The sequence below is a fragment of the Shewanella sp. MR-4 genome (assembly GCF_000014685.1).
Taxonomy (GTDB): Bacteria; Pseudomonadota; Gammaproteobacteria; order Enterobacterales; family Shewanellaceae; genus Shewanella.
In genome coordinates this window covers 940667-952701 of record NC_008321.1, presented here as the reverse complement: position 1 = coordinate 952701, position 12035 = coordinate 940667, and the positions used below count along the sequence as shown (strand labels likewise).

Here is a 12035-nt window from a genome sequence, read left to right as displayed (position 1 = left end):
GGCGTGTTGAGGTTTAGTCTTTCACTAATAAGGCTAATACTTCGAAATGATCCGAGTGGGGGAAGAGATCGAACAACTGCACCTTAGTTAACCGATAGCCACGAATATGGCCGAGATCTTTGGCTAAGGTTTTAGGATTGCAGCTGGAATACAAAATCGCCTTAGGTGCAAACTCACTTAAGGAATGGCACAGAGACTCTCCGATCCCACGGCGCGGCGGGTTGACAATAATCAACTCGGGCTTAGTTTGCGCCGCATCGCCCTTGGCAAAGTCAGTGGAGTCGAGCGCCATAAACTGCACCTTATCCAGCCCCATCAACTGCGCCGACATCTTAGCGCAGGCAATGGCTTCGGCTTCAATTTCAATCCCTGTCAATGGGATATCTTTAGCTGCACAGTGCAAACCAAAGCCACCCACACCACAAAATAAGTCCCAAAGGGAAGCTGGTGCGAAGTCGGCCACCCACTCACGGGCGGTTTGATACAGCTTTGCCGCCACCTGCGGGTTGGTTTGAAAAAAGCTCTTGGGGCGAATAAACAAGGGCACATCGTTAAAGCGCTCTTCGAGGCGAGTGTTTTCGGTCAGGAAAATCTCCTCCTCACCTTCCAAGATAGCCATATGAACAGGTTGCAAATTGACTGAGACGACTTTGATCTGCGGATATTCGGCCATCAGCGCCGGTAATTCACGTTCGATACGGGCAATGGCATCCCGCGAGCGCAGCACGAAACGTAGCATATACTCGCCGCGCACTTGGCTGCGCGTCAGTAGGATAAATTTAAGCTCGCCCTTGGCCTTATCGACACGGTAAGGCGGAATACCCGCCTGCTGCACAAAGCGCTCTAAACGGTGGAGTAAGGCTTGCATATCAGCAGGATACAACAGACAGTCACACAGACTCACCGCCTCGCCGCTGGGGCTGACAATCCCCAGTACAGGGGCATGGGCCGCGCCCAAGGCGACCATTTTCGCCTTGTTACGAAAACCGCTGCTGTCACCCACAACCGGAGGTAAAAACTGAGGTTCGGCGTTATCGACAAAAGGCGCTAACAATTGCTGCAATTCTTGGGTTTTGGCCGCTAGTTGCTGCGCCATAGGGAGCTTAATATGGCGACAGGATTGGCATTGGCCTCGTTCAAAATACCCACATTGTACTAATGTACTCACAGCATCGTACCCACAGCAGTGCCCGTCTATCTTATCTATTGAGATGGCGAGTGAAATTTGGATGACAACTGAAGCATAACAAACAGGATTAAGGCCTCAGTCAAAAAGCGCCACACTTTAGCGTTTTTATGCCGAAAAATCACCTCGAAGTGCAGCCTTGACCGATTATCCGGCCCAGATTAACTTAATCTCAGGCTATCTACATCGGCGATGGGTGTACGTTTTCCGAGTTTTTGTTCAATCCACTCAAGCACTTCAGCCGAGGTGCTCCTAAAGGTCGTGAGTTTTCCGCCGTAGAGACTCAGTAATCTCGGGTGAGAAATCGAGGTTTGCATTAGGGTCTCCCTTGGGCGCTCAAAGGCGGAGCTCGCCTGTTTAGGTAATACCCTCACGCCACAAAACGTCTGCACTATCTTGGTTTTGAGTTCATCAATCGAAGGTGACATAGGAAAGTAGTGCCGATAAATACCTAAAAGGTAATTTATTTCAGACTCAGTCACTTGGGGTAGCATATCTAGAGAGGTCAGCTCAGTTTCTGTGGTGCCAATTAGCAGTTGACCATACCAAGGCATCACAAAAATCACCCGCTTATCGAAGCAAGATTCTAAATATAAGATGCCGTCGGGGGCCGGTAAATCCAGCAGCAGATGTGCGCCCTGTACCCAATCAATTTTTGCCCCAGCCAGTGGTGGTGTCACCTTAGCAATCACCTCATTGACCCAAGGGCCGGCGGCATTTATCACCAATTTAGCCTCAATCTGTTGCACTTCGCCGCGATGGCGAAAACTCAGCTCAATCTGCTCATTCAGATGATTGAGCTGTAAAAACTCCGCCTCGGCATACACATGGGCACCCAATGCCTCGGCACTTCGCGCCACCGACTGGGTAAGCAGTTTATCGTCGGTTTGTGCATCCCAATATTGAAATACCGCCTTTAAACCTTGGAGTTTAAGTCCATTAAAACGATGCCAATGCACAGCGGGTATCGACACGAAACGACCAAGCGGATCAAATTCACTTAACAGCGCGTACAGACTCAAGCCCGCTCGAATCATCCAGGGGTTACGCTGATTGTCTTGATAAACGGGAATATAAAAAGGCACGGGCTTGACTAAGCTGGGCGCGAAGTCGAGCAGATGGCGCCGCTCCTGCAAGGATTTACGCACTAGGTTCACTTGTCCGCTTTCAAGATAGCGCAAACCACCGTGGATCAACTTGCTGGAATTGGCTGAGGTTTGGCCGCCTATCTCGCCTTTTTCGATAAGCAGGGTCGAATACCCCGCCGCTGCCGCGTATTGGGCGATACCGACACCGCTGATCCCACCACCGATAATCGCAATATCGTATGAACTCATACCGACTTTATCCATCCTAGCGCCTTGATGGTGTGTTTATCCATGTTCCACTCCCTTGCTATCACAGATTGGCTTTCACCCTATTCGATACTGGCGTGCAATTGCTTTAAGGCTTTGTCACACATGGCTTTTAGCGCCTTAAGATCTTCTATCTCAGCACCGATTTTACAGCGCATCAGATGTGGGACCTCACTCGCTTCCTGCTTTAGCGCCTGGCCTGCGGGCGTCAAAGACAGCACGCGCACCCTTTCATCCTGTTCGCTGCGTCCACGACTCACCAATCCCTTCGACTCTAGACGTTTTAACAAAGGCGTCAAGGTACCCGAATCAAGGAACAATTTATCCCCTAGGGTCTTCACGCTGATCCCCTGCTCCTGCCACAACACCAGCATGACTAAATATTGGGGATAGGTTAAATCCAACTTATCGAGCATAGGACGATAGGCGCGCACCATGGCATTCGCGGCGCTGTAAAGAGAGAAGCAAACCTGATTCTCTAAACATAAGGCATTGTCTGTTTGGGTATTTTCCGCCGTATCCGACGTTTTATCTAAGGATGATAACTCTGAGTTAGGCATAGTCGATCCAAAAAACTTAAATATATTGCGCACAATATACTTGCATTCAGGGTAAAAATCGAATTATAGTTTATCACAATTAAATTGCGCACAACTTAAGTTATCTTTAAAACTATGAGGAACGAAATATGAAAACATTATATGAAACTCGAGCTACCGCCAGAGCCGGTCGCCAAGGCCAAGTCAGTACCGATGATGGTTTACTCGATGTTGCGTTGGCCTATCCAAAGGCGATGGGCGGAAGTGGATTGGCAACCAACCCAGAGCAACTGTTTGCAGCAGGTTATGCGGCCTGTTTCTCTAATGCGGTTTTACATGTTGCCAAAATCGGCAAAGTGGCGATTACTGAAGCGCCAGTCAGCGCTGTGGTTGGCATTGGCGCCAATGATGCGGGTGGCTTCGCCTTAACCGTCGCCCTAGAGGTTAATCTTGGCCTTCCCCAAGCCGAGGCCGAAGCCTTAGTACGTCATGCCCATCAAGTGTGTCCTTATTCCAATGCCACACGTAATAATATCGATGTAAAACTGAGTGTTAATGGCGCGGCGTTAAACTAAGCCCATAAGACAACAGTCACTATCGTCTAAAAAGCACCTCAGGGTGCTTTTTAGTTATCTGCCGCGAATCGCCCTTCCCATAAACCTGCCTAACTTCCCAAAAAACAGCTAATCGCGAGTTAACTAACATTTCTTAATGCTTAATTTAATCAAGGGGATCGAATTCAGTAGAGTAGTAGTCAGAGAACCGTTTTAATACCTATAACCCCACTATTGTGGAGGCGCTATGACTAAATACTTAACCAAATTCGCTCTACTATGCTCCCTTGCATTGGCCATGCTGAGCACACCGAGTTGGGCCGAAACACCCAATAATCCGGACCAAACTTGGCACTATGTAAACGCCCAAGGGGAGCTGAAGATCAAGCTCTACTTCTTTTGGTCGAAAACCTGCCCACACTGCGCCGAGGCCCATCCCTTTATCGACTCGCTGCCGCAGAAATACCCTTGGATAGAACTCGAATCTCATATGGTTTCGGCTCCTGGCGTGCAGGACATTTGGCAAGGTATCGCGGCTAAGACCACTACCGAAGCCCGTTCTGTGCCCTATATGGCAAGCTGCGAGAAAGCCATTGTCGGTTATTCCAGCGAGGCGGTGACAGGTGAGTTTTTAGTGAATCGCTTGAAGAACTGTTACTTATCCCTTGGCGGTCAGCTAAGTGAAGCGGATATGCCAACCACAGGAACGCCTGCTGTTGCACCGACCAATAGTGAGCCGCTGTTTGGTACCTGTGGAACCGACTCTGGCGAAGGCACCTGTGATGCCACCAGCCTTGCAAGTACTAACCAAGCCGAAGTGCAACCCGTTGAGTTACCACTTGTAGGTGTAGTCACACCCGAGAGCATGTCACTTCCCCTGCTGACCTTAGTGCTGGCTGGCGTCGATGCCTTTAACCCCTGCGCCTTCTTCGTGCTGCTGTTTTTACTGTCGATTATGGTCAACGCTAAGAGCCGCAGCCGTATGCTGTTGGTCGGCGGCATCTTCGTGTTCTTCTCAGGCTTTATTTACTTCCTGTTTATGACGGCCTGGCTAAACATCTTCCAGCTGTTAGGCGCAGGCAGTGATGGCGGGATGATCATCCTAGCCGCGGGGATCTTAGCCTTGATCGCAGGTACAATAAACGTGAAGGATTACTTCTTCACAAAAGGCGACGTCACCTTGTCGATGTCGGCTGAAAACCGCACTAGCCTTATCAAACGCATGGGCAAACTGTCGAACTCCAGCAGCCTAGGCGCGCTGATTGTTGGCTCAACCGTACTAGCTATTTTAGCGAATGCCTACGAGCTGCTCTGCACTGCAGGCTTCCCTATGATTTACACCAGTGTGCTATCCATGCACAACCTACCGGACATTGAGCGCTATATGTACCTGGTTTTATACAATATTGTCTATGTGATCCCGCTGGCGATTATTGTGATTGTGTTTAGTGCGACCTTAGGTAAACGCAAACTGACCGAAAAAGAGGGTCAAGCACTCAAGCTGATGTCCGGTGTGATGATGTTTGGTATGGGTGTCGCGCTAGTGATAGATCCGACCGCGCTACAGAGTGTAGGGCTGGCACTGGGATTAATTCTAGGCTCATTAGGGATAACCGCCATCATAGTGCTCAGTCGTAAATTACTCACGACAAAAGCGAATAAAGCGGTATAAGCAATAGCAGAGTTTCGAATTGGCAAACAAGGGATAAAGGGCTAAAGTAAAACCTGAGCTTGCCGATACAGAGACTCAGCTTACAATTGAGGTTAGTTATGTCTATTTCACTGAACACCCAAGCTATCACGCCTAATTTAGAAAATGGCGCCGTTGGCGTTAAAGTGGCGCAGTTAGCCAAAGAGCAGCAAAAGGCAGAAGGTCAAATTGCCGTTGATTTAATAAACGCTGCAACACCTCAACCCGTGGGAAATACCGGCCACAATATCAACACTACGGCCTAATCCACCCGCAAGAGATTGATAAAAAGCGCCCCGAACATCGGGGCGCTTTTTTGTTTAAGGCTTTGAATGGATGAAAGCCATTTTAACGGACTGTTCTGAGGCACTACAGGGTTCAGCCCTAAGAAAAGGCATTACCATTGACATGCATAATGGTGAATGTCCACACCACAAAGGCAAGCGGAATATGCACTAAGGCGTAGAAGCATTGATCCAACCGACTCATTCCCTTCGCCAGCCAAATCAAATACAGATGCAGGCCAATCACCACGGGGAACAACATAAATAACGGATACAAGGCAAAAGGGCTGGCATCGGCTAACAAACTGTGACTCAACAGCGCCCAAGCCACCATCAGCGCCGTGGTTAAAGGTGGCGTGGCAACACGATACTGCTCTGGATACGGGAACATCCTTGGCCTCTTACACTTCTTCAATACTGATTTGGTCAGTCGCCCCGCGATGGGGTGACGTCTAGGGTTTTCGTGCGATCCGCTGCGCCTTAGCACTTTCAGTACCAGCAGCATCGCTTAACCGACCTTCAAAGTAATGCAAAGGTTGCCAGTTAGCAAATACGGATTGCAGTTCGTTCTCTGTGAGTAAAAAATCAGGGTTGCGAGGTCGACCAATTTGCGCCTGTTGCCACGTAAAGGTCTCATACACAATCAGTCCGCCGGACTTTAGGCTCGCAGCGATTTGCGGAAATAGTGGTCGATGTAAGTAATTAAAGACTAATACAATATCAAAGGACTCTTGGGGTAACTGAGGCGCGCTGCCGTCTTCTAAATTCCACTGCCATTGATGTGCTTTGTCGTGTGTCAGCTTAGCCAAGGCACTCAAATCCTGGTCGATAAAGGTCACTTCACAACCTTGGGAGAGAAACCACAGACCATTTCGGCCTGAACCGCAGGCTAAATCCAATACCTTAAGCCCTGTAAGCTCAGGCCATGAAAACTGGGTAATTAAGCTCGAGGCCGTGCTGAGTGTAGCGTGTGTCATCCCTTTATCTCTTTTTTAGTGTCTATCTGTCTGCGATGCACTATCGAGTAGTGCCTCAGCCCCGATGGGCCATGGGATACTATCACAGATAAAAATAACACTAAGATAAACAGTTCAGGCTTGTAGTTGGCAAGCGGCACAAACAGGCAAAGTAGCCCTAATTTCCCAAGAGTTAACACGCCTTTCAGTTGAATTAACCAACGCCAATCTCGAATAATTTCCCACAACATCAATATGCTGCCGGTCCCCATCGCCAGATACCAATAATTCAACCAGAGGGATTTATCGACCGAGAGTAATATTCCTCCACCCGCACCGGCAATGCCCAATATATGTAAAGCTCTTAGGGTTGTTTTACTTAGCCGCTGTACCCAAAAACGTCTTTCAGACATCTGCTGCTTTGGCATAGATTTAACCCCTTAACACCACTCAAGTAACAATTTGGAAAAATATATTATATTTTCTCAAAAAAACACTGGTGAGATTTAATTATTTACTGAATACTCACAGGATAAATATTCGAATATTTACACTAAATAATCAAACCAAAAATAAATTATAAAAATTAGCACGTTAAAATAAATCTCCCGTACAAGCCTTTATTCTCCCATATCAATTCAGCAAATATAATTTAGCCCATCAAAATATGTTAACTCACGCAAGTTATACCGTATTCACTGAGTGATTAACTTCAATTTCGTTAATATTTTCAGCCATGTTGCACATTTCAAATATGTAATTCCTTTTGCAACAATCGTTATGTGACCCAAGTACGCATATACCTCTTTAGATAGTGGTAACTTTGCCCATGGAGAATACTCTAAAAGCGCGTGAGCTACGTAAAATATAAATATCACGCCATGATGAATAACCCTTATTAAGTAGATGAAATGTACGGCGGAGGAACGATTATGTTCACAAGAAAGATTCAAAAAACAGCACTAGCCATGCTGATCTCTGGTGCGATGGCAGGCACAGCCTATGCCGCGCCAGAAGTACTAGCCGATTTTCACGGTGAAATGGGCGGCTGCGATAGCTGCCACGTATCAGACAAAGGTGGCGTGACTAACGACAACCTGACCCATGAAAATGCCCAATGTGTTAGCTGCCACGGTGATTTAAAAGAACTGGCTGCTGCAACGCCAAAAGATAAAGTTTCTCCGCACAAATCTCACTTAATTGGTGAAATCGCTTGTACCAGCTGCCATAAAGGCCACGAAAAATCAGTGACTTATTGTGACGCTTGCCATAGTTTCGGCTTCGATATGCCATTTGGCGGCAAGTGGGAACGTAAGTTTGTGCCTGTTGATGCAGACAAAGCGGCTCAAGATAAAGCCATTGCCGCTGGCGTGAAAGAAACCACAGACGTCGTAGTTATCGGTTCGGGTGGTGCAGGTCTTGCTGCCGCCGTTTCAGCCCGTGATGCTGGCGCGAAAGTGATTCTGTTAGAAAAAGAACCTATCCCTGGTGGTAACACTAAACTGGCTGCTGGCGGTATGAACGCTGCAGAAACTAAGCCACAGACTAAGTTAGGTATCGAAGATAAGAAACAAATCATGATCGACGACACCATGAAAGGTGGTCGTAACATCAACGATCCTGAATTAGTGAAAGTCCTGGCCAACAACTCTTCAGACTCTATCGATTGGTTAACCGCTATGGGTGCCGACATGACTGACGTGGGCCGTATGGGTGGCGCAAGCGTGAACCGTAGTCACCGTCCAACCGGTGGTGCGGGTGTGGGTGCACACGTTGCACAAGTGCTGTGGGACAATGCCGTTAAACGTGGTACTGACATTCGTTTAAACAGCCGTGTTGTACGCATCCTTGAAGATGCAAGCGGCAAAGTGACCGGCGTTTTAGTGAAAGGTGAATACACTGGCTACTATGTGATCAAGGCCGATGCAGTCGTGATCGCTGCCGGTGGTTTTGCGAAAAACAACGATCGCGTCGCTAAGTACGATCCTAAGTTAAAAGGCTTTAAAGCGACTAACCACCCAGGTGCAACCGGTGACGGCTTAGACGTTGCTCAGCAAGCGGGCGCCGCAACTCGTGACTTAGAATACATCCAAGCTCACCCAACTTACTCACCAGCCGGTGGTGTGATGATCACCGAAGCGGTACGTGGTAACGGTGCTATCGTGGTTAACCGTGACGGTAACCGCTTCATGAACGAAATCACGACCCGAGATAAAGCGTCTGCAGCGATTCTGCAACAGAAAGGCGAAAGCGCTTACCTTGTATTCGATGACTCTATCCGTAAGAGCTTAAAAGCCATCGAAGGCTATGTTCACTTGAACATCGTTAAAGAAGGCAAGACCATCGAAGATTTAGCGAAACAACTCGATGTGCCAGCCGCTGAACTGGCGAAAACCGTCACTTCTTACAACGGTTTTGTGAAATCAGGTAAAGACACACAATTCGAGCGTCCAAACCTGCCACGTGAAATCGCCACTGCGCCTTTCTATGCCTTAGAAATCGCACCAGCGGTTCACCACACTATGGGTGGTATCGTTATCGATACTCAAGCCGAAGTGAAGAGTGAAAAAACCGGCAAACCTATCAATGGTTTATATGCAGCAGGTGAAGTGACTGGTGGTGTTCACGGTGCTAACCGTTTAGGTGGTAACGCCATCTCTGATATCGTGACCTATGGCCGTATCGCGGGTGCATCTGCCGCGAAATACGCGAAAGATCACTAGTATCAAACGTTTCTAGGTTAAGGGACTAACCTAAGGCTCACATAGCACGACCCATTTGAGCCCAGCTTGAATCTTCAAGCTTATCAGTACAAGCGAGCCGTCAGGGGCTCGCTTTTTTTATGATTTTTTGTGCAATTGATGACAAAGCTCACTCTTTTTACGGGGTAAATTCATCACCAGAGGACAAACGTCGCCGAGTCACATACACTCAGTGCCAGTAACAATGTAACCTTTAGGTGATTGAAATGAGAATTGGATTTTTTAGCGCAAAACACTACGACATGCAGCATTTTAACCGTACAAATGCCGCATTTGGTGCGCAAATTGAGTATTTCGATTATCGCCTCTGCATGCAAACCGTTAAGCTTGCCGAAGGTTTTGAGGTGGTCTGCGCCTTTGTTAACGATTCCCTCTGTGAAGAAGTGTTGGTCGAGCTTGCCAAAGGTGGCACGAAAATCATTGCCATGCGCTGCGCGGGTTTTAACAATGTCGACTTAGTCGCCGCCAAACGCTTAGGCATGCAAGTGGTCAACGTCCCTGCCTATTCGCCGGAATCTGTGGCCGAGCACACAGTCGCCTTGATGCTGACCCTAAACCGTAAAATCCATAAGGCCTACCAACGCACCCGTGATGCGAACTTCTCCCTCGAAGGCTTGGTCGGTTTTAACATGTTTGGCAAAACCGTTGGCGTAATAGGCACAGGTAAGATTGGGGTCGCCACAATTAAGGTATTGCTCGGTTTTGGCTGTAAAGTGATTGCCTTTGACCCTTACCCAAATCCTGCGGTAGAAGCGCTCAATGTGGAATATCAGGATCTGGATACCATTTACGCCAATAGCGATATTATCAGCCTGCACTGTCCATTAACCGCCGATAACCACCATCTGCTGAATAAAGAAAGCTTTGCCAAGATGAAACCCGGCGTCATGGTGATCAACACCAGCCGCGGCGGTCTGCTCAACGCCTTCGATGCAATGGAAGCCTTAAAACTCGGCCAGATTGGCTCCTTAGGGCTTGATGTGTATGAAAACGAAAAAGAATTATTTTTCGAGGACAAGTCGAACCAAATCATTCAGGACGATGTGTTCCGTCGCTTATCCGCCTGCCACAACGTGATTTTTACCGGTCACCAAGCCTTCCTCACCGAAGAAGCACTGGGCGCGATTGCACATACAACCCTGAGCAATGTCAAAGCCCTACTCGCGGGCGAGCGCTCTGGTAACGAACTGTTTTAACTGACAGAACCATACCTGACTGCTAAAGTGAGGCTTCAACATTGAAGCCTCACAGAGGAAACTAAATATGTTAGTGACTCAGCAAACTCAGGATATCAACACGCCCACAGGGCCGATGCGAACTTATGTCTATCGCCCAGATGCCCCAGGGCAATTCCCCTGTATCCTCTTCTATTCTGAGATTTTTCAGCAAACCGCGCCCATCGCCCGCACCGCGACTATCCTCGCAGGCCATGGTTTTGTGGTGTTAGTGCCAGAAGTCTTCCATGAGCTTAATCCGATAGGCACAGTGTTGGCCTATGACGATGTGGGCAAAGATAAAGGCAATGCCGATAAATTTGCCAAGCCCTTAGAGCAACACGACAGCGACACCCAAGCCCTTATCGATTTTGCTCGCCAGCAAAGTTATTGCACCGGTAAAGTCGGCAGCATGGGTGTGTGTATTGGCGGCCACTTAGCCTACCGCGCCGCACTTAATCCCGAGATATTGGGCGCTTTTTGCCTCTATCCGACCGACATTCACTCCAATACCCTACCCTGTGCCTACGGCAATGATTCACTGAGTCGCAGCGGCGATATTCAAGGGGAATTAGTGTTAGTGTTTGGCAAGCAAGATCCCCATGTATCACCCGAAGGGCGTGTATTAATCCACCAACAGTTGATGGCCAAAAACCGCAATTTCAGTTGGTTAGAGGTTAATGCTCAGCATGCTTTTATGCGTGATGAGGGTGAGCGCTACGATCCCGCACTGGCGCTGCAAATGTATCAACAATCCGTGGCGTTTTTTCACCGAGTATTGAGATAGTCAAAACCGAAAGCATCAAGCCAACCCCTTAACCAATATGATTAATGGGTTGGCTTAGCTAAATGCTTAACTTTAAGAGCTTAAGCCTCTTAATCTTTACACCTCAGGACTTACCTGCCCTTGTAAGCGGCTTTGGCTATAGGCCACCAGCTCTTGGTTGCTCACGCGGGCAATAAACGTATCGTCGAGGAAGAAGTCCACATCATCCCCAGATTTACGGCCCGACAATAACTGAGAGCTGCCATCTTCGTAGGCTAACGTCATAGTGACTGTGTGCTCATCGGGATAGGCAATTTGCGCCTGAGTCAGTTTAACGGGCGCCGATTTCAGCTCATCACTCACATGGGGATTCACCTTAAAAATCGCGTCTACCGGCATATCAACTACCGCAGGCGATTTATCGGTGATCGGATTCTTACCCGTCCAAAACTCAATAGTATTAACAATAAACAAATCGCCCGTTGCCGCCAAACCATACACTGGACTTAACAAAATAAATAAGCCCGCGCGGCCATAACGGTTGTCCACCGCACTTAAGTTGCCCTTAGTCACCATTTGGCTCAGGCCCATTTGTCCCATACAGCCAGTTAACTGAGTGGTTAACAGCGCGCCGATCGTCACAGCTAAGAGTTTAGATTTCATGAGGTTTGCTCCAATTCGCTAAAAACAAAAACACGAATTCTAAGGATTAGACAGGGCTAAACCGTG

At 48.2% G+C, this 12035-nt stretch carries 13 protein-coding genes; 6 read left to right on the top strand and 7 right to left on the bottom strand.

Features of this window, described 5'->3' with window-relative positions; genetic code table 11:
• Positions 1 to 13: 13 nt before the first annotated feature.
• The 3 genes from rlmC to ohrR all read right to left on the bottom strand — a co-directional run bounded on the left by rlmC (position 14) and on the right by ohrR (position 3101).
• Positions 14 to 1168, bottom strand: coding sequence for a 23S rRNA (uracil(747)-C(5))-methyltransferase RlmC (gene rlmC, locus SHEWMR4_RS04245; protein ID WP_011621612.1), 1155 nt, complete (start codon positions 1166 to 1168; stop codon positions 14 to 16).
• 179 nt (positions 1169 to 1347) lie between these two features.
• Positions 1348 to 2523 carry a glycerol-3-phosphate dehydrogenase/oxidase gene (locus SHEWMR4_RS04240; protein ID WP_041408972.1) on the bottom strand — a complete coding sequence of 392 codons (1176 nt, stop codon included), beginning with the start codon at positions 2521 to 2523 and terminating at the stop codon, positions 1348 to 1350.
• Positions 2524 to 2603: 80 nt separating this feature from the next.
• The gene (gene ohrR / locus SHEWMR4_RS04235) at positions 2604 to 3101 is read right to left on the bottom strand and encodes a hydroperoxide resistance transcriptional regulator OhrR (protein ID WP_011621610.1); all 498 of its coding nucleotides are present in this window, start codon (positions 3099 to 3101) and stop codon (positions 2604 to 2606) included.
• A gap of 128 nt (positions 3102 to 3229) precedes the next feature.
• Here ohrR and SHEWMR4_RS04230 point away from each other — a divergent pair, with 128 nt between their 5' ends.
• The 3 genes from SHEWMR4_RS04230 (at position 3230) to SHEWMR4_RS04220 (ending at position 5590) form a co-directional block, all read left to right on the top strand.
• Positions 3230 to 3655 carry an organic hydroperoxide resistance protein gene (locus tag SHEWMR4_RS04230; protein ID WP_011621609.1) on the top strand — a complete coding sequence of 142 codons (426 nt, stop codon included), beginning with the start codon at positions 3230 to 3232 and terminating at the stop codon, positions 3653 to 3655.
• A gap of 226 nt (positions 3656 to 3881) precedes the next feature.
• The gene (locus SHEWMR4_RS04225; protein WP_011621608.1) at positions 3882 to 5306 is read left to right on the top strand and encodes a cytochrome c biosynthesis protein; all 1425 of its coding nucleotides are present in this window, start codon (positions 3882 to 3884) and stop codon (positions 5304 to 5306) included.
• Between the two features lie 98 nt (positions 5307 to 5404).
• A complete protein-coding gene (locus SHEWMR4_RS04220) occupies positions 5405 to 5590 on the top strand; it encodes a hypothetical protein (RefSeq protein WP_011621607.1) in 186 nt (61 codons plus the stop codon).
• 118 nt (positions 5591 to 5708) lie between these two features.
• Here the strand turns inward: SHEWMR4_RS04220 and SHEWMR4_RS04215 are convergent, their stop codons facing one another.
• The 3 genes from SHEWMR4_RS04215 to SHEWMR4_RS04205 form a co-directional block, all read right to left on the bottom strand.
• Positions 5709 to 5999, bottom strand: coding sequence for a hypothetical protein (locus SHEWMR4_RS04215; protein WP_011621606.1), 291 nt, complete (start codon positions 5997 to 5999; stop codon positions 5709 to 5711).
• A 61-nt stretch (positions 6000 to 6060) separates the two neighbouring features.
• Entirely contained in the window at positions 6061 to 6585 is a 525-nt protein-coding gene (locus tag SHEWMR4_RS04210) for a class I SAM-dependent methyltransferase (RefSeq protein WP_011621605.1), read from the bottom strand.
• Positions 6582 to 6992 carry a hypothetical protein gene (locus tag SHEWMR4_RS04205; RefSeq protein ID WP_011621604.1) on the bottom strand — a complete coding sequence of 137 codons (411 nt, stop codon included), beginning with the start codon at positions 6990 to 6992 and terminating at the stop codon, positions 6582 to 6584. Before SHEWMR4_RS04205 ends, SHEWMR4_RS04210 begins: the two co-directional genes overlap by 4 nt.
• Before the next feature lie 504 nt (positions 6993 to 7496).
• Between SHEWMR4_RS04205 and fccA the strand changes: the two genes are divergently transcribed.
• The 3 genes from fccA to SHEWMR4_RS04190 all read left to right on the top strand — a co-directional run bounded on the left by fccA (position 7497) and on the right by SHEWMR4_RS04190 (position 11327).
• Positions 7497 to 9287 (top strand): fumarate reductase flavoprotein subunit FccA, encoded by a 1791-nt coding sequence (gene fccA, locus SHEWMR4_RS04200; RefSeq protein ID WP_011621603.1) that lies wholly within the window; start codon positions 7497 to 7499, stop codon positions 9285 to 9287.
• A gap of 245 nt (positions 9288 to 9532) precedes the next feature.
• Positions 9533 to 10522, top strand: coding sequence for a lactate dehydrogenase LdhA (ldhA, locus tag SHEWMR4_RS04195; protein ID WP_011621602.1), 990 nt, complete (start codon positions 9533 to 9535; stop codon positions 10520 to 10522).
• Positions 10523 to 10589: 67 nt separating this feature from the next.
• Positions 10590 to 11327, top strand: coding sequence for a dienelactone hydrolase family protein (locus SHEWMR4_RS04190; RefSeq protein WP_011621601.1), 738 nt, complete (start codon positions 10590 to 10592; stop codon positions 11325 to 11327).
• Between the two features lie 96 nt (positions 11328 to 11423).
• Here SHEWMR4_RS04190 and SHEWMR4_RS04185 read toward each other — a convergent pair whose 3' ends face one another.
• On the bottom strand, positions 11424 to 11969 hold the full coding sequence (locus SHEWMR4_RS04185; protein ID WP_011621600.1) for a DUF3332 domain-containing protein: 546 nt from the start codon (positions 11967 to 11969) through the stop codon (positions 11424 to 11426).
• Positions 11970 to 12035 lie beyond the last annotated feature (66 nt).

Excerpts from the sequence above, each read along its gene's own strand:
- SHEWMR4_RS04240 (WP_041408972.1), bottom strand. The coding sequence starts at position 2,523 with ATGAGTTCATACGATATTGCGATTATCGGTGGTGGGATCAGCGGTGTC.
- ohrR (WP_011621610.1), bottom strand. The coding sequence starts at position 3,101 with ATGCCTAACTCAGAGTTATCATCCTTAGATAAAACGTCGGATACGGCG.
- SHEWMR4_RS04230 (WP_011621609.1), top strand. The coding sequence starts at position 3,230 with ATGAAAACATTATATGAAACTCGAGCTACCGCCAGAGCCGGTCGCCAA.
- SHEWMR4_RS04225 (WP_011621608.1), top strand. The coding sequence starts at position 3,882 with ATGACTAAATACTTAACCAAATTCGCTCTACTATGCTCCCTTGCATTG.
- SHEWMR4_RS04220 (WP_011621607.1), top strand. The coding sequence starts at position 5,405 with ATGTCTATTTCACTGAACACCCAAGCTATCACGCCTAATTTAGAAAAT.
- SHEWMR4_RS04215 (WP_011621606.1), bottom strand. The coding sequence starts at position 5,999 with ATGTTCCCGTATCCAGAGCAGTATCGTGTTGCCACGCCACCTTTAACC.
- SHEWMR4_RS04210 (WP_011621605.1), bottom strand. The coding sequence starts at position 6,585 with ATGACACACGCTACACTCAGCACGGCCTCGAGCTTAATTACCCAGTTT.
- SHEWMR4_RS04205 (WP_011621604.1), bottom strand. The coding sequence starts at position 6,992 with ATGCCAAAGCAGCAGATGTCTGAAAGACGTTTTTGGGTACAGCGGCTA.
- fccA (WP_011621603.1), top strand. The coding sequence starts at position 7,497 with ATGTTCACAAGAAAGATTCAAAAAACAGCACTAGCCATGCTGATCTCT.
- ldhA (WP_011621602.1), top strand. The coding sequence starts at position 9,533 with ATGAGAATTGGATTTTTTAGCGCAAAACACTACGACATGCAGCATTTT.
- SHEWMR4_RS04190 (WP_011621601.1), top strand. The coding sequence starts at position 10,590 with ATGTTAGTGACTCAGCAAACTCAGGATATCAACACGCCCACAGGGCCG.
- SHEWMR4_RS04185 (WP_011621600.1), bottom strand. The coding sequence starts at position 11,969 with ATGAAATCTAAACTCTTAGCTGTGACGATCGGCGCGCTGTTAACCACT.